This window comes from Anaerosphaera multitolerans, assembly GCF_004006535.1.
Lineage (GTDB): Bacteria > Bacillota > Clostridia > Tissierellales > Peptoniphilaceae > Anaerosphaera > Anaerosphaera multitolerans.
Genome location: NZ_RLIH01000006.1, coordinates 82,161 through 105,730 on the forward strand (window position 1 = coordinate 82,161; position 23,570 = coordinate 105,730).

Here is a 23,570-nt window from a genome sequence, read left to right on the forward strand (position 1 = left end):
CGAATATTGTAGGGGTTTTTTGTTGTTAATTATGGTGATAAGATGTTAAAAATTAAAAATTTAAATAAAAGCTATGGAAGTAAACATATTTTAAAAAATGTTAACTTAAATATAGATTCAGGAGATATCTTCGGCTTTATCGGTAAAAACGGCGCCGGAAAAACCACTACTATAAAAGCTGTCGTAGGTTTAATTGACTTTGAAAGCGGAAGTATAGAAATTGACAACATGGATATTAAGTCAAATCCCTTAAATTGTAAGAAGATTACGGCATATATCCCTGATAACCCTGAACTTTATGAATTTATGAGCGGCCTTGAGTACCTGAACTTTATTGGAGATATTTTTGAAATAAATGAAAGTGAAAAAAAAGAAAAAATTGAAGAATATTCAAATGTTTTTGATTTAAATCAGGATTTATATTCTCAAATTTCCACTTATTCCCACGGAATGAAACAAAAATTGGCAATTATCAGTGCCCTAATCCATAATCCCAAACTCTTAATTCTAGACGAACCCTTTGTCGGTTTAGATCCAACAGCTACTCATTTCTTAAAGGAACAATTTAAAGAAATGTGCCAAAGGGGTTGTGCCATATTTTTTTCGACACACGTCTTAGAAGTAGCACAGAACCTCTGTAATAAAATTGCAATTATAAAAGACGGTAATATTATAAAACAGGGCTATACTGAAAATATTGTAGAGGACTCCTCTTTAGAAAATATATTTTTGGAGTTAATGAAAAATGAGAATTAATAAATTAAAATTACTATTAAATGTTGAGCTAAAAAAATATATAAATTCCAACAAAGCCAAAAATTCTCTTTCCCAAATAGGAATGTTTATTTTAGGTTTTGTCTTTCTAATCAACTCAATAATGGGAACTAAATTATTATATGTTTACAACAGAGAACTAATCCCCTATACATTTAGCCTATTGACATTTTTCTTTATTTTATTTTCTGTTGCAGGTGTAGGATATTTAAGCTTATTCAGCGAAAAAGAATACAATATATTATTCCCTCTACCCTTTAGAGATTCGGAAATAATTTTCGGGAAATTTATGGGAATGTATATTTCCAGTTTATTTTATATTGCAACCTTACTTGCCTTTCCCACAATATATTTAACCTTAAAAACAAATCCGCTCTTTACAGTGTTTTCCATATTACTGCTATTGGTATTTCCGGCAGTTCCCTTAATATTATCACTTTTAATCTCAATGCTGTTTTCCAAATACTTTACTTTTAAATATAAGAAACAATTGGGGGCTATTCTGGGATTTATTTTAGTTGCAATAATTTATATACTTATTTATGTTTTTGAAAAAGTACTTTTAAATAATCTTTTAACATTTCTTTTGAAATTTAAGGTTCTCTTTAAATTAATATATTTCCCCTTTAATTTTTTTGAAAGAGCCTTAATTGAAGGAAGTATTTTAAATGCAACTGTATTTATAATTTTATCTCTTGGCATACTTTTTATAGGTTTTTACTTTATAGAAAAAAATTATTTTACCCTTTATAATAAATTAAATTTAAAAAGTAAACAAAGACTTAAGAAAAAGGAAAATTATAAAAACAACAGTTTAAACAAGGCATTATTCAAAAAAGATTTAAAACTTTATTTTTCAAGCAGTATCTATGTTTCTAATACCATTGTAATGCCAATTACTATAATAATAGTTCTAATATTATCGACCTTTTTAAATAATGAAACTCTAGACAGTTTTTCAAATATTTCAAATTTAACTGAAGTTATAAATTCAAACAGTCTTCTACTTTTATGTGGTTTTGCGTCAATAGCTCAAATTACCTATTGCTCCCTTTCCATTGAGGGGAAAAATCTTTGGATTTCTCTCAGTCTGCCTTTAAAAAAAGAGGACATTTTTTACTCAAAGATAAAATTAGGCGTAGGGCTAATGGCAATCCCTTTAATAGCTTTGGCAACAGTTTTAGCACTTCGCTTTAACCAAGGGCTTGGTAACTTAATAGTTAATCTTGCAGCGGCTTTAAACTATTCAATATTTGCCAACTTAGTAGGACTTCTTTATGATTTAAATACTCTAAACTATAACTGGACAAGTGAAGTTGAAGTAGTAAAACAAAGATTTTCCATGATTTTAGTAATTTTAATACTTTCAATTCCTTTAATTTTACTTTTTGCCATAGAATCCAAACTCTCCATAGGTAGTTTAAAACTTGGAATTCTTTTATTTATCACCGTTTCAATTTTAAATTATCTCTTATGGAAAAAAATTATAAATAAAGATCTATACCTCTAAAAAAACACCTTGCAAAAGGTGTTTTCATTTTTCAAACTCTTCCAAGCCAAGTATTGTAATTAACAATTCCTTAGCTTTTTCATAGTCGCTTTCCTCCACTAAAATTTGGGCTCCGTATAAAGTACTTCCGGTTATAATTCTCATATAGCTGCCAATATCATAGTTTTTTACAAAAAAAGGTATTTCATTTTCATCAAGAGCTCCCACTATAATATTGTACTCCATTTCAGTATTAACTGTAATTAAAGGGACAATATTTATATCTTTCATAATAAGCTCCTCTTTACTAACTATTTAATAATAGTTAAATTCTTGGGATAATCATTTAACACTTCGCATCCGTCTTCTGTAACAAGGACTAAATCCTCTATTCTAACTCCTGCTACTCCCGGTATATATATACCCGGTTCTATGGAAAATATGTTACCGGGTTTTAGTAAATCCTCATTAATTGAAGATACATCTCCTATTTCATGAGTTTCCATTCCTATGGAGTGTCCCGTTCTATGAGTAAAGTATTCCCCATATCCCGCTTTTTCTATTACCTCTCTAGCTGCCCTATCCACATCACAAAATCTTGCTCCCGGCTTTACAGCAGCTATTCCCGCCAAGTTTGCCTCCAGTACAGTTTCATAAATCTTTCTAGCTTCTTCACTTACTTCCCTATAAAAAAATGTTCTTGTCATATCGGAGCAATAGTCATCCAATATACACCCTATATCTACAACTATGCTGTCTCCCGTTTTTTTCCTTGAATTATCTATAGCATGGTGAGGATCCGCCGCATTATCTCCATAACCTACAATGGGATCAAAACTGAATTCATAGGATTCCAATGAACTATAAACTTCCTTTAAGTAATCTCTCATTTCCTTTTCACTTAAATCATCTGAAAGTTTTTCTTTCATTTTTTCCATTGCCCTATCATTTAAGCTTGAAGCAGCTTTCATTTTTTCTATTTCTTCACTATCTTTCCTTGATCTGAAATCATCAACAAGATATGAACCGTCTATAAACTCAACCCCTGTCTTCATTTTCATAAGTGGAATTAGAAATTTAGCAACCATTTTCTTATCTATACCGACAATGCCACTGTCTACTACATTCCTTGCTAAAATTCCCACTTGATCATCTGTATCATCCAGCCATACATAATCAATTCCCTCTACTTGACCTATAGGGAATAATTTATTTATAAAAAGCTGAATTTTCCCACTGGATTTAACGGATAAAACATACAATCTTTCTCCTGCATCAATTTTAATTCCCGTTAAATAAAAAATTGAATATGCATCACAAATTAAAAACTGTTCTACATTTTCTTCCCGCATTTTTCCTATAACTTTTTTTATTCTTTCCATTACACTCACCCTTCCGTTAAGTAAATTCTATCAATTAATGCATTAAAATTCAATTAAGCAAATAAAAAACCGCCTAAGCGGTTTCTATTTCAAAGCATTTAATAAATTTTCATCTGGCATATCTCTATATATATTTATTCGTTTTAATTTAAATAAGGATTGAGGTAGACCCTTTATTATGGTATTTTTACCTTCATCAATTGTAAGTGTTGATTTAACCCCAAGTAATCCCAAAAGAACTTCCGTTTCTTCACTATAGTACCCCGTAGGATAACTAAAGGAATGAATAGGTTCCTTGGTAATCTCCTCAATAATTATACTTTCTTTTTCAAAGTCATCTTTAAAGGCCTTAATATACTCATCTTCACTTTCACCTTCAAATCTCTGAACGCTTTTCCTCACCGGACTATTTTCTTCAAACTTCTCCGATTGATGCATATCATAACTGTGGCTTTGTATATCTATTAAACCACTTTCCCACATCTCAACTGCTTCTGAGGAATCAAAATGAGGAATTATCTCTTCACCTGTTTCCTTGTAAGTGTCCTTTCCTAAACTGGAGCCTATTAAATAAATTGTAGACTTCATATTTAGCTCTTTAAATAACGGGTAAGCCACTTCATAATTGGAAGTATAGCCATCATCAAAGGTAATTAGTATTGGATTATCAGGCAGTTCCACTCCTTTTTCTGTATAGTCGTAAAGGTCTTTTAAGGAGACTGTATTATATCCGCTTTCTTTGATAAGCCTAATCTGTCTTTCAAATTGCTCCTTGGAAATTGAATACTCCCCGTCATCTATACTGTGAAGAAGTATAACAGGTACTTCAACTGTATAATCATAATCATCGAACTTTAGTTCATAGGATTTAAAGTCTCTTAGAAAGCTTTCCACATTTCCACTGTCTACATGGTGACCAAAGTCATTGGGCATATAAACTTCACTATCATTATATATCTTCGCCAACATCATATCTCCCACACTGTTTCTAAAGTGAGTACTATCATAAAAATATCTGGCGTCAGTACTGATTTTAGATTTTGAAAAATCCCAAAAGTCAGTTATATTTGCAAGTTCTCTATAAAAAGTTTCAAGTTCCTCTACATCATAATTGTCAAAATCTTCCCAATATATGGGAAATACCACTACTTCTAAATTTATTCCTGAATTGTCGCAAAGTTTTTTTATATCCGTCATACAATTTTTAAAGGAACCAAGCTCAACTAACTTCTTTTCCTCCCTAGGATAATTGTTAAATACACTATAATTTTCCTTTGCCACATAATCCTCAAAGTTGCCTATATTTTCCACATCTCTTGTACTCTTGTCATATACGCCTGTTTCGGGTAAGAATACATCAAAACTCTTTTGAAAAAACGAATCTTCCTTTGCATCATTAATTTTCGCCAAGGCATACCTTGGATTTGCAAAAAGGTAGGTGGTATAAAAATTTAATAGATTCTTTCCCACTGCCTTACCGTGCATTCTTTGATTTATTTCATCATCACCTATATCAAAAAACATAGCCGTATTGTAATTAATCCCCAAGAGTATGTTTTCCACTTCAGTGTTTTCGCTTAAATACTTTATCGTATTGTAGGAGTCCATTAAATCGGATCCGTAATAAAAAGCATTGTAATAGCTGTCGGCTGTATAGTTATTTAAAGTATCCACCTGAATGGAACCGCATCCCGAAGAACCTACTATATAGGAATTAAACTTATCTTTGTGTTTGTTAATGTATTCAATTTTGGCTGTTCTGGGATTTTGTGTAAAATTATAGGAATCCCATTTATAGATCTTATCCCCAAAAAGCCCAAAGGGATCTACTAATACATTTAAAAGCAGGATAGGAATAAATATAATTAATACAATTAAAACAAACATTGTAAAAAATTTTTTAGTACTCATGCTAACCTCCTAATACTGCCTGTATATAAATTCTGTTGATACATAACCTTCAGCATAAATTACACCAAAGACCATTAGTAAAACAAATAGTCCAATTACTAAAAGTTGTATAAATGTTCCAGCCTCATCAAATTTCCTATAGAGATTTATCTTTCTTTCAAAGGCCCAGTCCACTAGAAGTACTATTATTATACAAAGTATTAACAAAAGTATTCCTCCGGATGTATAGCCCATATCATAAAGTGTAGCCAATTTAATATCAGCAAAGCTGAAATTTAAAAAAGTTCGTTTTAACATTGCAAAGGCAGTACCTGCACTGTCCGCCCTGCTGAAATATCTTCCCAGCGTCACTAATACATTAGTTCTTAGTACTTGAAATACCATAAACCAATTGGCGTAATTGTCTATTTTAAGTTGTTTTTTCACCTTTTTAAAATAAGATTCAAAGTACAAACTTAAAGATATAATAGTACCGTTCCATAAACCGTAAAATACATAATTGCTGCCTGCACCGTGCCATATACCCACTATAAAATATAATATATAGGTGGAAATACTTACGGATATTAGTTTCCCCTTTTTATTGCCCAATAGTTTTCTTGCCTTTTTATTTATAAAGGCCAAGGGTTTAGATAAGTTTAAAGAATAAAAAACATAATCCTTCATCCAGGCACTTAAAGTAATGTGCCACCGTCTCCAAAAGTCAGAAACTGAGTTTGCAAAAAAAGGTCTTCTAAAGTTTACATCCAACTCAATTCCCAGAATTTGAGAGATCCCTCTCACTATGTCTATTCCACCTGAAAAGTCCGTATATATTTGAATACTGTAAGCAAAAACAGCTAGAAAAATTACCGCTCCATAATAGCTATCATAACTTGAAAAAACCGTATTTACAAAAGTAGCTATTCTATCTGCTACAAATATTTTTTTAAAAGCTCCCCAACATATAGTTTCAAACCCGTATCTGAAAGCATCGCTGTCATATTCGTGCCTTTTAAACATTTGAGGCGCAAGTTTATTATACCTCCCAATCGGTCCCTGTATAATCTGTGGAAAGTAGGAAATAAAAAGAGCAAACTTAAAAATATTTCTATCAGCTTTATAACTTCCCCTATAAACATCTATAACGTAGGAAATAGATTGGAACATATAAAAAGAAATTCCCAAGGGAATTAAAATTCCATACTTACTTATAAAAAAATTACTATACTTAATTAGGAATAACAATCCAAAATTAATAATCAGACAGGCTAGTAATAAAAATTTCCTTACAGATTTATTTTCAACTCTCTCTATTAGTAAGGCGAATAGAAAAGTATTTACTATGCTGAAAATAATAAAGTTTGACTTTGTAAAATAATAATAAAAGAACAAACTTCCCACAAGTAATAACTGCCATTGATAATTCTTTAAAAAAGTATAGTATAAAAATATTATTAAAATTGTAAAAATTATAAAACTGCTTTCAAATAAAATCATAGTAAATTATTTTAATCTTTCAATTAATTTAGCAATGGAATCCACATTTTCAAAATTTTCCGGTACTATGTCCTCAACTCCTATTTTTACTCCGAAAGCCTCATCAGCTTCCATTATAAAATTTATTATGTCAAAGGAATCCAAAATACCATCTTCAATTATATCCACTTCTTCACTTGGATTAAAATCTTCATTTAAATCTTGAATTATTTCAATAATCTTTTCTTTAATATCCACAATAGCCTCCTAAAATTTTATATAATTATCGCATATATATTTTCCATCTTCAAACTTAAAAAAATCATATAACTTTATAGCGCCAATATTGTCATCCCTAACCCACAAATCAATTTTCCTATACTCTCCTGTAGAAAAATAATTTATAAAGTATTCCATTAGTTTTTTTGAATAGCCCTCTCCTCTGTGATTTTCATTTACAGCTATTCCTTCTAATGTCACTGTTTTTTTATCTTTTGTAAATCTTAAGTAAGCTAAAACTTCACCTTTTTTTTCAATAGTCAGTACTTCTTTATTCTTTATAGCTTCACTCATAGGCAAATCTAAGATTACATTTCCCGTATATCTGTCTATATAATTTTTCTGCAAATCTAATATAGTATCTAAGTCCTTTAGTTTTGCAAAAGTTACCTCGCGTGGAAGTACAGCTTCTTTTTTACTTAAATTTAATACCTTGTATCTGCGGCTTAAATATTTTTCAAAACCCAAATTTAAAAACAAGTCTACAATATTAAAATTATTAAAGTCTCCTTTATATATTTCATCAAAAACAATGGTTTTGTTAAATTCCGCTCCGTCTATACTTACTTTTTTGCAATCCCTATTTATAAAATAATATAAATTGTAAAATTTTCCGCAATCCTCATAAACAAACAGATATTCATCACTTTCAACATAACAAAGTCTATTTTCTTCAATTAGTTTTTTATAATCTCTAATTAACCTATTCCCATTATTAATAAATTCCTTAGTGAGAAATTTATTCAATAGTATATTAAATTCCTCTTTATTTTTTACTAAGCTCTTCAAAATACAACACCTTTAATTTTACTCTATCAATTTTCCCATTTCTATTATAGGGGAACTCCTCCAACACATATATTTCATTTGGAATCATATATTTTGGAAGTTTTTCCTTTAATATTTTTAGAATATCATTTTCTTTTACAGTGCTCTTACAGAAAAGTATAATTTTTTTATTATCATCATCGTAAAAAACCACCGCTTCACTTACAAGATCAACAGAAACAGCCGCTACTTCAATTTCACCAAGTTCAATTCTGCTACCCATGTGTTTTACTTGATTATCTTTTCTGGAAACATATACCAACTCTCCAAATTCATTGTATCTTGCCAAATCTCCGGTTCTATATATTATATCTCTAAATTTATCATTAAAGGGATTTTGAACAAATACTTCTTCTGTTTTTTCTCTATTGTCGTAATATCCATAGGATATTCCCGTACCTCTTGCACAAATCTCTCCTATTTCATCGCCCTTTGCAAGTTCATCATTTTCATTTAATAGATATACATTCATATTTCTGCAGGCTTTCCCAATGGGAATTACTTCATCTTTATTAAAATCTCGTTCTATTTCATAGTAAGTGCAGTCCACAGTAACTTCAGTGGGGCCGTAAAGATTTATAAACTTAGCTTTCTCTTTACAAGCTTCCTTCCAAAGCAAATAATCCTTGGCATAAAGCATTTCTCCGGAGAAAAAAACTTTATTTACTGTTTCAGGCTTTAACTTTTCAAAAACTCCCGATGATGAAAGTATATTTAAACCTGAAGTCGCCCACAATAGTGTTGTAATTTTCTTTTCATTGAAAAACTCAATAGCCTTAATTGGGAACATAAAGTAAGTCGGTCTCATAATATACAATGTTGAACCGTTTCTCAACATTTGATAGATACACTTTACAGAACAATCAAAATAAAAAGGTGCCTGATTGGCTAAGACATCTTCATTATTTATACCAAAGGTCTCACTTAAAAAGTCCGCAAAATCCATTACCATTCTATGGCTTATAACTACTCCCTTGGGCATTCCCGTAGAACCTGAAGTATAAATCATATAACATGGATCCATATCAATTAAATTATCCTGTCTCACTTTTAAAGCTTCTTCATTAACTTTAAAATTAACTATATTGTCAAAATTATTTCGTTTACCATCAAATTTAGCAAAAAAGCCATTTTCTTTAATATCTAAAGATAAAAGGGGCTTAATATCATTTAAAATTACTTCAACTCTCTCTTTAGGCATTTTATTATCAATTGGCACATAAAAATTCCCACTGTACAATACACCTAAAAACATAACTATACTTTGGGTACATCTATCTACTTCCACAGCTATCGGTCTATTAGTTTCAGAAGTTATACTGTTAATATAACTAGCAATTGACTTTGCGTAACTTCTAAGTTCACTGAAAGTAAGCTCCAGTTTTTCATCACTTATAGCTAACTTATCAGGAAATCTTTCTGCGCTTCTCTCTAAATATTCAACTAAATTTATAGCCATATGCACCCTCCTTTAACGTTGTGATTATAGCATAAAGAAGGGTATAAATCAAATTTTTTGCTCTCTACATTAGTAAATTACAAACCTTATTAACTCTTGTAAAATTTAAGTAAGTATACCGGAATATATTACTTAATACATCTATAATTATTTAGGAATTAAATACTTATAATTAAAAATTATTATTATTACTCTTAGCCTTTTGTTCTACTACTTAATTTATAAAATAAAACTGACCTCCAATTTGATTTTCAATCAATTTGACGGTCAGCACATGACTTAAATATTTAATTTAATTCCACCAAGGATTATATTCAAAATGAGGCATATCCTGGTATCTTTCAAAATAATATCCAGATGTTAGCCCTATCTCTTCTCCAATATCCGCACACTTTTTAAAAAATTCCTCATCTCCATAGGGATTGCTTGTATTGGCTTTTACTATATCAAAAGCCCTTCTCTTAGTGTGTTTACTGGTCTTTGTCCAAGTTACTATAGGACCGGGAGTACTTCTACCCTGCTCATAAAGCATATTCTGTCTTGCCTGCGTCCTATAGGTCTCTGTAATTTCTACTGCTAAATTATTCTCCGCACATTTTTCCAAAAATTTCTCAGCCAACTTTTTAGTCTTGGGACTTAGCTGATTTAAATCTGAAATCGTCTCTGTAGAATTTTCATCTACAGGTTCATACCTATCCCAATCAAAAAGTAGCCCATAAAGTCCTGTTTTGGGAAATATAAAAAATATTGATATTAAAAGCAATATAGCTATTATGAATTTTTTCATTTTTCACCTACACTGTTCTGCTATTAGTTGTCAGTTTAGTTTTCCTTAAACTTTTTAATATAAAGTTATATTTAACCCCTTACTAATTAATACGTAGCAAACTTAAATTTATTACAGATTACAACAAAATTTTAGAATTTAAATTTAATTACTTAACTTTCTATACTTCCCAAGATTAAAAACAACAAAACCTTAAAATATAAATTCAATTGTAATAAAAATATTATTTTCTTTTAAAGCTTTCTCTTAGCAGTTAACTTAATTTAAAAATATTTATTATATTATTACTTGCTTTCCTTGGCCTACTATTTACTTATAATTTTTAATTATAGTAATGTATTTATACTTTTTATTATATATAGATATTTAGCTCCATGAAATCAACTTTATTCTATCCCCTTAAATACAAACCATATCACAAGTATTTTTTTAATCAAATATTAACTAACTGTCCTACTTTTTTTCTGATCAGGCAAGATATCTTCTATAATGCCACTGTGGCGAAATGTAGATAATAAAATACCTAAAAGTAGAAAATTTACTAATTGTAGTGTTGAGCCATAGGAAATAAATGGTAAAGACAACGGTGGAAAGAAACCAATGCCCAAATTAAATAGAGCATAAAGCATAAACTGTAAGACAAATGTTGAAATTATAGACAGCGATATATAGTTTCCAAACTTTGTATTATACCTCTTAGATAGTTTGAATATTCCATAAGCAAAACTTACTATTAAGACTAAAAGAAAAACAAAGAAAATCCAGCCCAATTTTAGAATTAAATAGGTTAAAAAACCATTTGTCTCATACATAGGTAAACTTTCAGCTCCTCCAGTAAATTCTCCCCTACCTATAAATTTTGATCCAGATAAAGCTGTTTGATAAACTAAAGCAAAGGGATGTGTGTTGCCAAGCAATAAATTTTTATTATACACTACTTCTTCAATATATTGCGGAAATAACAGTTTATATACAAGAAAAAGAAAAACAGATATAAAAATAATACTGATAATTAAAATAATAAAGCTCTCAATTTTTGGAGTTTTAAACCATTCTTCTTTTAAAGCATAAGCTAAAATTACAAGAATGCTAATTCCAAATAAAAGCAAAGCACTGGAGTATCTCACTAAAAGTGCAAGTATTAAAAGAGGCAACATTAATAAAATTGACCTTATATAACCTTCATATCCCCTACCTCTTTGACTATAAACCACCAAGACAAAAACAAGAGGATAAAAAACTACAAATCGCATAGCTAAAGTATAAGCTCCATTATATTTACCTATAGGAATCATTAAAAGTATAGTAATTACAAAAGTTACTATATAAATCAGTTTAGTATTTTTTAGTAATGTAGATAAATTTATATAATAGGCAAGTACCATAATCACTATTCCCACTATGGTAAACCTCAAATCTCCTATATAATAATATGGAATAGGTAAATTACTTAAATACTGATAACGCAAGAATAAACCTCCAAGGGACAAAAATATAAAAGTTAAAATCAATTTCCATTGAGACTTCGGTCTGTGAATTTCATTTAACTCCAAACCGATTACAGTCCCGTTTCCCATTTCCTCAATAGCTTTTTCAGTTGCTTCATCTTCACTCATTCCAAGTTTAATATTTTCTTCAAATTGATCTTCAATATGATTTTCCAATTCTTTAGAAACTATTTTATGAGATTTTTTCCAACAAATCTGTTCGCACACCTCTTCTATAAATGTATGAACTCTATTACTAGACTGCATAGTTCGCACCTCCAATAACCTTTTCCATTGCATTCATATAGTCAGTCCACTCTTCAACCTGCTGCGAAAGAATTTTTTTCCCTTCGGAAGTAATGGTATAGTACTTTCTTACTTTCCCATTTTCAGCTTCTTTTTCATAGGAAGTAACTAATTCTTTCTTCTCCAATCCATGTAAAATAGGATAGAGAGTTCCCGCCTTTAATTTAAATACGTTCTCAGAGCGTCTTTCCAATTCCTCAATAATTTGGTAACCGTACATCTCCTCTTCCTCCAGCAATTTTAAAACCAACATACTGTTGCCGCCTGACAAAACCATTTTACTCTTAGACATTTTTACACCTCCATATGTAGACCGTCTATACATAGTATATATAGATTATCTATATACGTCAAGCTATTATATAGTAAATTTAAAAAACAGCGAAATTTCGCTGTTCTACAATTTTATTAACTTATAACTTACTTTAAAATTAATTAAAATCTTTAATTGTTAAAAAATATTTTAAAATTTAATCCTATGAAATAAAACATTAAATTACAATATATTTCCATCTATTAGGCTGTAATATTCTCCCGGCAAATCATGACTTGCAAAGAAAAGTGGAGAAAGTGAATATGCATAACTTCCTGCATTGGTAATCTCAACAATATCTCCGATTTCCGCATAAGGCAGCTCTTTATCTTCACAAATTATATCCATTGAAGTACAAAGATTTCCCACTATATCTACTTTTTCAATTTTTTTTGAATTATTTAAAATCCTTACTTCAAACTCATTTTCCTTAGTATACAAAGGTTCCTGTTCAGTTAAAGACAACTCTCCTGCCGCTTTCATCTTATTAAGCATATTGGAAATTGTAGGCCGTAGAAAACCGTTCATTCCATTCTGCACTATGAGATATTTTTTCCCGTGTGACACTTTTATATCTACAATCCTGGTATAATAAGTTCCGGCATTACATACTACGAAACGTCCCGTCTCAATATATAGTTCAGCATTTAAGGTTTCTTTATTCTCTCTTACTATTTCCACTACCATCTCAGAGAGTTTTTCCAAATCCACAGGTTTATCTTTTGCCTTATCATATAGCGCCCCTATTCCACTACCGAAATTAATAAATTCAATATTAACATTTTCTAAATTATTTATTTTTTGAGCCAGTTTAAAACACCTTATATAGTACTGACCTATTAATTTATAATCTAAAATCTGAGAACGCACATGGACATGAATTCCAATCATTTCCACATTGAAACACTCACTTAAAACTTTTTCCAGTTCAGGTAACCGGTCTTCATCAATACCGAATTTTGCAGGATTTCCCACTTCATCAGTCATGGAAAAATTCGGATTAATACGCACAGCAATCTTTAATATCTCTCCACGATTTTCCGCCTCTTTATTCATTCTGTGAATATCCCAAAAACTATCTGCAGTCATAACGCACTTGCCATAACATTCAATAATATCCCTGTCAGTTTTTCCGGGTGCTGAATAAAAAATCTGATTGGGAGACATACCCGAATCAGCTGAAATGCGAACTTCATTTGCAGAAGCTGCATCAGAACCAAAGCCCTGCTCATATACTTCATGTACCACTGCGGGAAAGGGATTTGTTTTAATTGAATATAAAAATTTAAAATCCTTTAATGCTGTCTTCAGTTTATTGCATTGGTCAATAATCTCCCTTTGATTATATATGTAACAAGGTGCATGTTCCTTTAAAAAGTTTTCCCTATTCATTTCGTCCTCCTTAACTTAATTAATTAAGCCATTAAATTTCACCTAAGCAATATTAACAATAATTAAATTATAACTTGTAAAAACCTTAATTATTAATATTATAATATCATAAAAAAGGCTGTTTCAAAATCTATAGCCTTGAAACAGCCTTACTTTTACAATCTATTAAATATTTCTCAATTTATCTAAAATCATCTTTTGTTCCACACTGGCCACAAGTTTTCTAGTATAGTCTACAGTATCAGGGTTTACACTTACTGACGTTACTCCACATTCTACAAGATACTGTGTAAGTTCAGGATACTGACTTGGTCCTTGACCACAGATTGAACAAGTTTTACCCTTCTTATTACAAGCATCAATTAAGATTTTTAAAGCTCTTTTTACAGGTTCATTTCTCTCGTCAAAGTAACCCATATTGTTTAATATTCCTGAATCTCTGTCGGCTCCCATTACAAGTTGAGTTAGGTCATTTGATCCTATGGAGAAGCCATCTACTAATTCCGCAAATTCTTCAGCTTGGAACACAACAGAAGGCACCTCTGCCATAATCCAAATTTTAAAGTTTTTAGATTGTTTCAATCCTTCACTAGCCATAATTTCCTTTACTGTTACTAACTCATCAGTAGTCCTTACAAATGGAAGCATTGCAATTACATTAGTAAGTCCGAATTCTTCTCTCACTTTGTACATTGCTTTACATTCAAGTCTAAATCCTTCCTCATATTCTGGGGAAATATATCTTGAAACACCTCTCCAACCAATCATCGGATTTGCTTCAATAGGTTCAACTTCATCTCCGCCCTTTAATCCTCTAAATTCATTAGTTCTAAAGTCACTCATTCGAACTACCAGATTTCTTGGATAGATTGCTGAGGCAACTTTTGAAATTCCCTCCGCCAACTTATCAATCATAAGTTGTTGCTGTCCTGTTTTTACAAGATACATCGGATGGGCTCCAATCATATTTGTAAATATAAATTCAGTTCTCATAAGGCCTATTCCGTCAAAAGGAAGATCCTTATATCTCTCTATTAACTCAGGTTCTCCAAGGTTCATATATATTTTTGTAGCAGTTACGGGAGCTGTTAAACTTCTCAAAGCATCGGTAATATTTACTTGACCTTGAGCTGCACTTACGGTTTCCGGTTTCTTTTCCTCTTTTTCATTAAGCACATTTCCCTCATAAACTATTCCCCTTGTAGCATCAACTGTTACTTCCTGTCCGTTTTTCAATACCTTAGTTGCATTTTTAGCTCCAACTATACACGGTATTTGAAGTTCACGAGATACAATAGCAGCGTGGCAGGTTCTACCTCCCTCATCGGTGACTACCCCTGCTGCTTTTCTCATAGCAGGTACCATATCGGGATTGGTCATTTCCGTTACTAATATATCTCCATCTTCTACTAAGTTAATTTCTGAAATATCCTTTATTAATTTTACTTTTCCCCTTCCTATTCCCGGTGATGCAGGAAGTCCTTTAGCCAAAGGTTTTAAAACTTCTTTTTCCTCTTTTTTTATAGTGGTAATAGGTCTTGACTGTAGGAAATAAAATTCTTTTGTATCTTTATCAAAGCCCCATTCAGTATCTTGTACACTGCCATAAAGCTCCTCAACCTTTAATCCTCTTTCAATTAAAGTGTTTAACTCTTCCTCATTTAAACATTCGCCATCTACGAATTCTTCTCCTAAATAATCGGCAACACTTACTTCTTCCGTTCCAACTCCGTCACTTTTTTTAATAACCATTGCCTTTTTAGAATCTATATTTTTTTCAATTATGCTCTTTGTTTTTTTATCAATTATATATTCATCAGGTGTAACTGAACCTGAAACTACAGCTTCCCCCAAACCCCAACTTGCATTTATCATCATCTCATCAACATTGTTATTAATTGGATTTGCCGTAAACATAACTCCTGACTTCTCAGAATTTACCATTTTTTGAACTACTACTGAAAGTGATACATCAAAATGATCAAAATTTTGTTTTTCACGATAGTAAATAGCTCTTGAAGTCCATAGTGATGCCCAACACATTCTAACGTGTTTAACAAGTTCTTTCTCCCCTCTAATATGAAGATAGGTATCTTGTTGTCCCGCAAAAGAAGCATCAGGTAAATCCTCTGCTGTAGCAGATGATCTTACAGCAACTTCCGGATTTTCCACATTTATATCCTTTGCAAATTCCCTATAGGCCTCTATTATTTCCTCTTCTAATTTTTTATATATTTCACCCTTATTTATTTTATCTTGAATTTCTCTACTTACTTCTGTTAGTGAATCAACATCGTCAACATTTAAAGGTTCCATTAAAAGTTTTACAACTTCATCTAATTCCGCATGCTCAATAAACTTATCATATCCACCTGCAGTAACACAAAATCCCGGAGGCACAGGTAGTCCCATGTGAGTTAGCTCTCCTAAATTTGCCCCTTTTCCTCCAACTTCAGGAATATCATCCTTATTAACTTCGTTAAACCACTTTATATAAGTATATTTTGACATATTCATCCTCCCTTTTCAAAAACTATTATACCATATATGTTATATATGTCACCTTATTTTTTTTAAAGATTTTTTCAATTGAGCTATCGACAAAGTAGAAACTGTATTTTCAGATATTTCAAGCTCCTTTAACAACTTGTAAAGCTCCTCTTTATTTTCAACTTCAATCTCAATAAAAGGATAAGGATAGGTGTTTTCATCCCAGAAATCTATATCAAAACGAGCATTTTTATATATATATGATACTCTATTTTTATATCCTGTATCATATATATTATATCCCAATAGTCGAAATATGTTTAAAGTTTCCTCTTTATTGGAAATTTCAGTAGTATGTTCAATATTTTCCCTTACTTCCCTATTTGTAATCTGTTCTTTAAAGGTTAAATACAAATATTCTTCTCCGTCTATTAGGTCTTTAGTATGTCTAATTCGCAAATATCCCTGAGTATTGTCGGAAATTGGATTAATAGATGAATCAATAGTTATGTTTTCCTGGTATTCTCTTGCTACTAACTTTGCGCCCAAATCTATTAATTTACCTTCAACTTCCTTTACGTCCAGTCCCAACAGTTTAACTTCTATTTCTCTTTCCATTAAATAATTATCTCCTGTAATTTAAAATCCACATAGTCACTGGATACACACCTATACTCAACTCCACCTATAACTCCCTCAACTACAAATTTATGTCCCTCAGAGTGCAGGTGCCCATATATACAAATATCAACTCCATATTCGCTCATAACTTCCGCAAATTCATTAGGTACTAAATCTTGATTAAAGGGAGGATAATGTATCATAACTATTTTTTTAGACACCTCTTTATTTGATTCAAGAGAATTTTTTAATCTATTTAACTCCCTTAAATATATAGTCTCATCTTTTTCATTAAATCCCTGAGTATCCTTTGAAATCCATCCTCTCGTACCATAAATTCCAACATCTTTATATACATAGGAATTGTTGTGAAGAAATTCTATAGTACTTAATTCCATAGCCTTTAATTTACTAAGAGAACTCCACCAATAGTCATGATTTCCCTTTGAAATTATTTTTTTCCCGGGAAGGCTGTCTATTTTTTTTAAATCCTCTTCCGATTCCTTTAATTTTAATGCCCAGGAAATATCTCCCGGAAGTAAAACCAAATCATCAGAAGCAACTACTTCCTTCCAGTGACTTATAATTTTTTCTTCATGATTCTCCCACTTTGATCCAAAGACATCCATTGGTTTTTCTCCCGTTGAATCAAAATGTAAATCGCCAATTGCCCAAATCATACGTACCTCATATTATATTAGTTTATAGCTATACTTTAGTTAAGTTTGAACTTATTTAATTTTAACCGCCTTTACCAAAGTATTATTTTTAAAATTCCCCTATTATTATATCACTTATATATTAAAGTTTTATAATCAACAATAAAACTACTTAAATTTTATGGATATTATATTTACCTATTAGACCTATAAAAAAGAAAGGATTTCTCCTTTCTTACTGTTTTTCATCCCCTATTAATCCCTCCTCTATAAGAATCTCTCTTATAGTTTCCTTTAGGACTTTTTTAAATTTCACCTCTTCAATCGCACTGTTAAAAGCCGCCTTAACTATTAACCAAATTACAAAAACCTGTACAACTAAAATAAAAATAGAAAGTATTATATCCATAAAACACCCCTTGATTTCATAGCAAATCGAAGTTTTAATTTCAATTTTTACTACTTCTTCTTAATTTCAGGGATTCCCGTTGCTCCTATTACAAAGGCCAACAATCCCAGTAATATAATATCCGTTACAAGCATTACAATAAAAAAGGCAACCAAACCCTTTAACAATTGTACAAAAACCTCGTCGATTTCTTCGTCATATTTTTTCCCACTCATAGAACCACGCTTCCTACTTCAATACCTTTATATTTATTGTTTCAAAATTTAATTCAGATTAAAAATAATATATTTATCTCCACAGACTTTAAACTTTCATAGTTAAAAATATTTAACAAAGAACTGTAAATGAATAAGTAAGTTCTTTGCTTTAAAATATAGAATTATATTCAAGAAATCTTATATCTGACAATAATTGGAATACTTTAAAGATAGCCGTTAATATTTATTTTTTACTGTCAAAAATTTAATTTAAATCTATTAAGTTATATCCTGTTTCAAATTTCTCCACTATTTCTCTTTCTCTATTTGTTGCAGAAAAAATTACCACCTGCCTATTTTCAGCTTCCTCACATAGATATTTCAAAGTGCTTTTCAATCGCAAATCATCATATTGCAGGAAATGGTCGTCTAAAACCACAGGCGCATTTTCAAATAATAAATTTAAAACCGTCAGTCTAAAAGCCAAGTATATTTGATCAATAGTTCCGTTACTTACACTTTCAATATCTACATACTTCTCCACCTCTTTATCATAGATACTTATATTGAATTCCGAATCTATATTCATTCTCTCATACTTTGAGTCCGTAAATATACTCAGTAAACTTGACATCTTACTTTTTAAAAGGGGAAGTATATCATCCTTATTTTCTCCTGCAATTCTCTCTATTAATTCAATTGCTTTTTCTACAGTATCTCTTTCTTCCTCAAACTCTTTTAATTCTCTAACTTTAAAGTTCAATTCTTCTTTATAATTTTCCAAATCGGAAATTGAATCTTCAATTATTGAAATTCGTTCTCTCAATCTTGTTAAGCTCAACTCTATTTCCTTATGTTCTTCACTTAAAGATTTAGCATCTATTTCCGCAACTTCAATTTTATGATCCAATTCTTCAAATTCTCTTCCCTCTAACAACAAATCTATTATCCGTTCCAGATTTTCAATTTCAGAATCTATAGAGAGACTTTTCATATCATAGTTAAACTTATTTCTAAATTCATCTAGATTTTCAATTCCATATTTTTTAAAAATATTTGCTTTTTCACTTTCCAGCTCTTCTAATTTAATTTTAAGATTTTCAATTTCAACTTTAGATTTTTTAATTTCGCTGTCTAAGAGCTCGTTTTTTAATTTATGTTTTCCCAAAAGCTCCAATTGTGCCTTTAAATAATTTTCAACTTCTTTTACACTTGCAAAACCATATTTCTCTTTAAGTTCCGTAAATTCTATATCCATCTCTTTCTTCTTTACGGTTTTTTTATGAGATTTTTCTCTATAGTCCTCCACTTTTAAATTAAGTCTTTTTATTACATCTAAATTAACTCTAAATTTTATAACTCTTAAATAAATATAAATTAAAGGAATTATACTTATTGCATTTAAGTAGTAGATTTTTAAAACAATGGACAAAATTAAAATCACTAAAACTGCAAAACCGGACACAGCTATTAAAGAATATATTTTATGATTTGTATTTTTTACATTTTTAATATCTAAAAGTAAAAATTCAATTTCCTTGGAATAGTTTATAATATCCAATTCTTTTAAAGTATCATTTAAGTTTTGAGTTTTTAAGTAGTCCTTCCTTATTTCTTCCTCTTTTTGTAAATCTATAATCTCGCAATTAAAATCAATTGAGGAAAGTTCTTTAATTTTAAATTCAATACTGTCTATTTCCTTTTCAATGGCAACTACCTTTTCATATATACTATAATCTATTGAATTTTTTTCTTTTTTCTTTGCTTTTAAAGTTTCTATACTTTTTTTCTTTTCAAGAACTTCATTATAGCACCTTTGTTCTTCTATTAATCTACATCTATTAAGCTGCTCTTCAAGAATTTTCTTTTTAGCTTTTAACTTATCCTGTTCCTTTAAAAGCAAGTCATAGTCACTTCTTACTTCTTCAAGGGGGGAAACTTTCCTTTGAAGCTCTTCTATTTCTTTAATTAATTTTCCAATAGTACTTTTACTTAAAGTCTTTCTTCCTAAACTTACAAGCTCATCTTCTAAAAGAGAAACCGCCTTCAAAGGATCTACAGCTTCTATACCCGCTCCAGAAAAGTTTTCAATTTTTTCTTTAATAACTCTATAACTTTCTTCTTTTAATTCCGTTTCCAACTGTCCTACAAAAAAGGTATTTGTAAAGACCAAACTATTGACGTTAAAAAAGTAAACTCCGGGTTGTTTTATCTTAGTATACTTAGTAAGTTCTTCTCTGTTGGATAGATCCTCACCGGTGGTTAAATTAATAAACTTTAATTTATTATTGTGAAAATCCCTTTCAATTCTAAATTCATCTCCAACTTCAACTTCTAAGTAGCCTCTATATTCCTCTCCCGTCCACGGTCTATACTTTTCTAAATTACCATCAAAAATCCTCCTTTTAAGAGAATCCTTTCCGAAACCGTAGAACATTCCCACCAGAAAAGCAAAAATAGTGGACTTTCCGCTTTCATTATCTCCAATTATTAAATTTAAGCCCTTTTCAAGTTTGATTTTTTTATTATTAAATTTTCCAAACTTTAAAATTCCAAGTTCTTTAATCTTCATCTTTCGCCTCTAAAAGTGCTCTCAATCCAACTGAAAGTAATTTTTCATCATCTTTTGCAAGCTCAATATACCTTCCAATAATATTATCTGAATTTGCTCTATATAATTCCTTTAAAGGAATACTTAAAGATAATTCATCTATAATTTCAATATAAAAATAATCCTTTTGACCTTTAAGTACTTCTGCAACATAACCCGGTCTGTTATGATTACCTCTTACAACTATTCTATTTAAATCATCTTCTTTATCCCTTAAAAGAAGATGGAACTTTTCCAATATAGCTCCAATGGACATATCTTCTTCTATGTCCAAAAATATTTCATTGTAGTTTCTAATGGAATTTTCTATAAACTCCACCTTTCTTACTCCCTTGTCCAGTTCCACAACTATAAATCCCTTTCCTCCCGTTTCAGAAAAACTTAAGGCCTCAGGGCAACCGCAATAATAACAATTTTCCTGAATCCTTTGACTTAAATGAATATGTCCAAGGGCAATATAATCAAATTCATAGCTGTTAATAGCCTTTAAATCTAAGGGAAAATGACTTCTGCCTCCTACTGTTCCATGGAGCATTAGAATATTGGTCTTTGATTTATCTATTTCAAAATTTAAATCTGCGCTAAAATCAAACTGACGATTCCATGAAATTCCGTGAACTCTTAAATTAAGTTCATCTATATCAAAATATTCACTACCTTTAAAAATATGAACTTTTTCATTAAAATCAACTTTATATAAAAGGGAGTTTTCGTCAATATAATCATGGTTCCCACCCACTATAAAAGTATAAGTGTTTTTTAAGCTGTTTATTAACTCACTAAATCTCAACATATCTGCAAGTGTAAAAAACTCTCTTTCATATATGTCTCCACAGATTAAAAAAACTTCAATATTATTTTTTTCTATATAATTTATTGTATTTGTAAAACTTTTCCATAATTCCTCTCTTCTAAGAGAGGAGATTTCTCTAGGAAGCTCTCCCTTATAAAATCTACCTAAATGGAGATCTGCAGTATGTAAAATCTTCATCTAATCACCTATTATATTGTATATTAAATTTCAAGTTAGTACAATTAACTATTAAGGCTATTTTTTATTAGCAAGTATTATTCTCCCGCAAAATTCCAAAATTTAACAAAACTGAAAATTAAAAATATTTCCCTTTAAAAGAAATACTCTTAATTACAACCTCACTAAATTAAATTGACCTTTTAAAAGTATCTTAAAATAAAACAGTTGACTTAAATAAAAAAAGCCTGACTCTCGCCAGACTTAATTACATTATTAGCTTTTGCACTTTTTTAAATTCCTCAGTACCTGATATTGAATTTAAATCAAACATTATTGATTCAACGTTTGAAACTACACAACCCATATCGGACAATTGAGATAAGGCATTTTTATAATTAAAATCCGTTCTTGAACCTACTGCATCACTTACAATAAATACTTCATATCCTGCCTTAATTAAATCTCTTGCCGTCAACATAACACATATATGAGCTTCCACTCCGCAAATTACAATTTGCTTTTTATTCTTCTTTGCCAGTTCATTTTTAAATTCTTCATTTAACATACAACTAAAACTGCTTTTATCTATTTCCGCAGTATCTTCCATAGATTTTTTAACGTCTTCATTAGTATGTCCCAAGCCTTTAGAATATTGTACTGTAATTAGTTTATCCATATCCATAATACTTGCCATTTCGGCAACTATTGAAGCCTTTTTCACCACTTCATCTCTGTTGTCAATTGCCTTTAAAAGTTTATCCTGTAAATCAATAAATAAAAACAACACATCATCTCTATTTAAACTAAAATTCTTCATACTTCCCCCTTAAATTTTTTTAATTTCAATCCCCGTCATTAATCTCTTTATATCGGCCATGGAGACAACTCTGAATTTAACAAAATTTTCCACTATTGAAGCGGCTGTTGCAAGTTTAATTGTGGTTTCAAAATCATAACTTCGCTCAAATCCAAAGCCTATTCCCGCAAGCATTAAGTCACTGTTTATCTTCTTAACATTGGGTTTATACTTTTCAAAGTCAACCTTTTGAAAACCGTCTTTATTTCCAACTATTACCCCATTTTCAGATACAACTATTAAATTATCAACTCCATTTTTCAAAACTTGTTTTGAAGCTCTTACAACGTCAAATTGAGTTTTAATCATTGTATTTGTAAATCTGGATAACTCTTCTTTCTCAACTATGGCAATATAGGGTTTTGTTCCCTCAACTTCATCAAAATCCTTAATATTTAAAGCTACGTCAATGCCTCTTCTCTTGCACATCTTTAATATATCTTCGTAGGTATGCTCTCCCCAAGCATCATAATCAATATAGGGCACACATACCAGATTTCTATCTGCACTTTCCTTTGAAAGTTTAACTAAAAAATCATCTCGATTTTCCGCAGTTATCCTCGGACTTTTAGTTTTTACAGTGGTTTTAAAGGACTTGTTTTTTATTAGAATTTCCTCTGTATTTTCATCTCTAATGGGAATATAATCAAAATCCACAGAAATCGCCTTTAATCTAACTTTTATTTCCTCTCCAGTATCTCCTCCTAAAAAGGTAATGAGTTTTGGATTGGCACCTAAATTCCTTAAAAATACCACACTGTCAATTCCATATCCCGAAGCATATACTCTTGATTCCTCAGCTTCGTTTTCCACATTCTTCCTAAAATTATTTGACTTATATTTCCTTGTCAATTTCGGGTTCAGTTCACAATAAATAATCATATGTCCT

Annotated in this window: 22 protein-coding genes; 2 read left to right on the forward strand and 20 right to left on the reverse strand. The window is 30.5% G+C overall.

The window, feature by feature from the left end:
• Positions 1-42 precede the first annotated feature (42 nt).
• Positions 43-756 (forward strand): ABC transporter ATP-binding protein, encoded by a 714-nt coding sequence (locus EF514_RS05620; RefSeq protein WP_127724458.1) that lies wholly within the window; start codon positions 43-45, stop codon positions 754-756.
• On the forward strand, positions 746-2,284 hold the full coding sequence (locus tag EF514_RS05625; protein ID WP_127724459.1) for a hypothetical protein: 1,539 nt from the start codon (positions 746-748) through the stop codon (positions 2,282-2,284). The genes EF514_RS05620 and EF514_RS05625 overlap by 11 nt, the downstream gene beginning before the upstream one ends.
• Before the next feature lie 24 nt (positions 2,285-2,308).
• On the opposite strand, the gene EF514_RS05630 is transcribed toward EF514_RS05625, so the two are convergent.
• From EF514_RS05630 to EF514_RS05715, 20 genes are all read right to left on the reverse strand, one after another.
• On the reverse strand, positions 2,309-2,554 hold the full coding sequence (locus EF514_RS05630) for a putative signal transducing protein (protein WP_127724460.1): 246 nt from the start codon (positions 2,552-2,554) through the stop codon (positions 2,309-2,311).
• Positions 2,555-2,574: 20 nt separating this feature from the next.
• A complete protein-coding gene (locus EF514_RS05635; protein ID WP_127724461.1) occupies positions 2,575-3,645 on the reverse strand; it encodes a M24 family metallopeptidase in 1,071 nt (356 codons plus the stop codon).
• Positions 3,646-3,729: 84 nt separating this feature from the next.
• The gene (locus EF514_RS05640) at positions 3,730-5,556 is read right to left on the reverse strand and encodes a polysaccharide deacetylase family protein (protein WP_127724462.1); all 1,827 of its coding nucleotides are present in this window, start codon (positions 5,554-5,556) and stop codon (positions 3,730-3,732) included.
• Positions 5,557-5,565: 9 nt separating this feature from the next.
• The gene (locus EF514_RS05645; RefSeq protein ID WP_127724463.1) at positions 5,566-7,035 is read right to left on the reverse strand and encodes an MBOAT family O-acyltransferase; all 1,470 of its coding nucleotides are present in this window, start codon (positions 7,033-7,035) and stop codon (positions 5,566-5,568) included.
• A gap of 6 nt (positions 7,036-7,041) precedes the next feature.
• A complete protein-coding gene (locus tag EF514_RS05650) occupies positions 7,042-7,272 on the reverse strand; it encodes a phosphopantetheine-binding protein (protein ID WP_240649013.1) in 231 nt (76 codons plus the stop codon).
• Between the two features lie 9 nt (positions 7,273-7,281).
• Positions 7,282-8,082 (reverse strand): GNAT family N-acetyltransferase, encoded by an 801-nt coding sequence (locus tag EF514_RS05655; protein ID WP_127724464.1) that lies wholly within the window; start codon positions 8,080-8,082, stop codon positions 7,282-7,284.
• Entirely contained in the window at positions 8,060-9,580 is a 1,521-nt protein-coding gene (locus EF514_RS05660; RefSeq protein ID WP_127724465.1) for an amino acid adenylation domain-containing protein, read from the reverse strand. Before EF514_RS05660 ends, EF514_RS05655 begins: the two co-directional genes overlap by 23 nt.
• A 292-nt stretch (positions 9,581-9,872) precedes the next feature.
• The gene (locus EF514_RS05665) at positions 9,873-10,367 is read right to left on the reverse strand and encodes a M15 family metallopeptidase (protein ID WP_127724466.1); all 495 of its coding nucleotides are present in this window, start codon (positions 10,365-10,367) and stop codon (positions 9,873-9,875) included.
• Positions 10,368-10,807: 440 nt separating this feature from the next.
• A complete protein-coding gene (locus EF514_RS05670) occupies positions 10,808-12,121 on the reverse strand; it encodes a permease prefix domain 1-containing protein (protein ID WP_164845551.1) in 1,314 nt (437 codons plus the stop codon).
• Complete coding sequence (locus EF514_RS05675; protein WP_127724468.1) at positions 12,111-12,452, reverse strand: PadR family transcriptional regulator; 342 nt, start codon at positions 12,450-12,452, stop codon at positions 12,111-12,113. Before EF514_RS05675 ends, EF514_RS05670 begins: the two co-directional genes overlap by 11 nt.
• Before the next feature lie 204 nt (positions 12,453-12,656).
• Positions 12,657-13,865 (reverse strand): diaminopimelate decarboxylase family protein, encoded by a 1,209-nt coding sequence (locus tag EF514_RS05680; RefSeq protein ID WP_127724469.1) that lies wholly within the window; start codon positions 13,863-13,865, stop codon positions 12,657-12,659.
• A 165-nt stretch (positions 13,866-14,030) separates the two neighbouring features.
• Positions 14,031-16,376, reverse strand: coding sequence for a phosphoenolpyruvate synthase (ppsA, locus tag EF514_RS05685; protein ID WP_127724470.1), 2,346 nt, complete (start codon positions 16,374-16,376; stop codon positions 14,031-14,033).
• Between the two features lie 48 nt (positions 16,377-16,424).
• Positions 16,425-16,973, reverse strand: a complete 549-nt coding sequence (locus tag EF514_RS05690; protein WP_127724471.1) for a class IV adenylate cyclase — start codon at positions 16,971-16,973, stop codon at positions 16,425-16,427.
• A complete protein-coding gene (locus EF514_RS05695; RefSeq protein WP_127724472.1) occupies positions 16,973-17,656 on the reverse strand; it encodes a metallophosphoesterase in 684 nt (227 codons plus the stop codon). The genes EF514_RS05690 and EF514_RS05695 overlap by 1 nt, the downstream gene beginning before the upstream one ends.
• Before the next feature lie 214 nt (positions 17,657-17,870).
• Positions 17,871-18,044, reverse strand: coding sequence for a hypothetical protein (locus EF514_RS10805; protein ID WP_164845552.1), 174 nt, complete (start codon positions 18,042-18,044; stop codon positions 17,871-17,873).
• Positions 18,045-18,094: 50 nt separating this feature from the next.
• Positions 18,095-18,259: a hypothetical protein gene (locus EF514_RS10810; protein WP_164845553.1), complete on the reverse strand. Its 165-nt coding sequence runs from the start codon at positions 18,257-18,259 to the stop codon at positions 18,095-18,097.
• 247 nt (positions 18,260-18,506) lie between these two features.
• Entirely contained in the window at positions 18,507-20,813 is a 2,307-nt protein-coding gene (locus tag EF514_RS05700) for an ATP-binding protein (RefSeq protein ID WP_127724473.1), read from the reverse strand.
• Entirely contained in the window at positions 20,803-21,843 is a 1,041-nt protein-coding gene (locus tag EF514_RS05705) for a metallophosphoesterase family protein (protein ID WP_127724474.1), read from the reverse strand. The genes EF514_RS05700 and EF514_RS05705 overlap by 11 nt, the downstream gene beginning before the upstream one ends.
• A 247-nt stretch (positions 21,844-22,090) precedes the next feature.
• On the reverse strand, positions 22,091-22,642 hold the full coding sequence (locus EF514_RS05710; RefSeq protein ID WP_127724475.1) for an isochorismatase family protein: 552 nt from the start codon (positions 22,640-22,642) through the stop codon (positions 22,091-22,093).
• Positions 22,643-22,651: 9 nt separating this feature from the next.
• Complete coding sequence (locus tag EF514_RS05715; RefSeq protein WP_127724476.1) at positions 22,652-23,563, reverse strand: PfkB family carbohydrate kinase; 912 nt, start codon at positions 23,561-23,563, stop codon at positions 22,652-22,654.
• Positions 23,564-23,570 lie beyond the last annotated feature (7 nt).

Bases quoted from the DNA above. Each gene is read 5' to 3' on its own strand.
- EF514_RS05640 (WP_127724462.1), bottom strand. From the start codon at position 5,556: ATGAGTACTAAAAAATTTTTTACAATGTTTGTTTTAATTGTATTAATT.
- EF514_RS05705 (WP_127724474.1), bottom strand. From the start codon at position 21,843: ATGAAGATTTTACATACTGCAGATCTCCATTTAGGTAGATTTTATAAG.
- ppsA (WP_127724470.1), bottom strand. From the start codon at position 16,376: ATGTCAAAATATACTTATATAAAGTGGTTTAACGAAGTTAATAAGGAT.
- EF514_RS05690 (WP_127724471.1), bottom strand. From the start codon at position 16,973: ATGGAAAGAGAAATAGAAGTTAAACTGTTGGGACTGGACGTAAAGGAA.
- EF514_RS05700 (WP_127724473.1), bottom strand. From the start codon at position 20,813: ATGAAGATTAAAGAACTTGGAATTTTAAAGTTTGGAAAATTTAATAAT.
- EF514_RS10805 (WP_164845552.1), bottom strand. From the start codon at position 18,044: ATGGATATAATACTTTCTATTTTTATTTTAGTTGTACAGGTTTTTGTA.
- EF514_RS05625 (WP_127724459.1), top strand. From the start codon at position 746: ATGAGAATTAATAAATTAAAATTACTATTAAATGTTGAGCTAAAAAAA.
- EF514_RS05670 (WP_164845551.1), bottom strand. From the start codon at position 12,121: ATGCAGTCTAGTAATAGAGTTCATACATTTATAGAAGAGGTGTGCGAA.
- EF514_RS10810 (WP_164845553.1), bottom strand. From the start codon at position 18,259: ATGAGTGGGAAAAAATATGACGAAGAAATCGACGAGGTTTTTGTACAA.
- EF514_RS05715 (WP_127724476.1), bottom strand. From the start codon at position 23,563: ATGATTATTTATTGTGAACTGAACCCGAAATTGACAAGGAAATATAAG.
- EF514_RS05680 (WP_127724469.1), bottom strand. From the start codon at position 13,865: ATGAATAGGGAAAACTTTTTAAAGGAACATGCACCTTGTTACATATAT.
- EF514_RS05710 (WP_127724475.1), bottom strand. From the start codon at position 22,642: ATGAAGAATTTTAGTTTAAATAGAGATGATGTGTTGTTTTTATTTATT.
- EF514_RS05630 (WP_127724460.1), bottom strand. From the start codon at position 2,554: ATGAAAGATATAAATATTGTCCCTTTAATTACAGTTAATACTGAAATG.
- EF514_RS05665 (WP_127724466.1), bottom strand. From the start codon at position 10,367: ATGAAAAAATTCATAATAGCTATATTGCTTTTAATATCAATATTTTTT.
- EF514_RS05645 (WP_127724463.1), bottom strand. From the start codon at position 7,035: ATGATTTTATTTGAAAGCAGTTTTATAATTTTTACAATTTTAATAATA.
- EF514_RS05695 (WP_127724472.1), bottom strand. From the start codon at position 17,656: ATGATTTGGGCAATTGGCGATTTACATTTTGATTCAACGGGAGAAAAA.
- EF514_RS05660 (WP_127724465.1), bottom strand. From the start codon at position 9,580: ATGGCTATAAATTTAGTTGAATATTTAGAGAGAAGCGCAGAAAGATTT.
- EF514_RS05620 (WP_127724458.1), top strand. From the start codon at position 43: ATGTTAAAAATTAAAAATTTAAATAAAAGCTATGGAAGTAAACATATT.
- EF514_RS05635 (WP_127724461.1), bottom strand. From the start codon at position 3,645: ATGGAAAGAATAAAAAAAGTTATAGGAAAAATGCGGGAAGAAAATGTA.
- EF514_RS05675 (WP_127724468.1), bottom strand. From the start codon at position 12,452: ATGTCTAAGAGTAAAATGGTTTTGTCAGGCGGCAACAGTATGTTGGTT.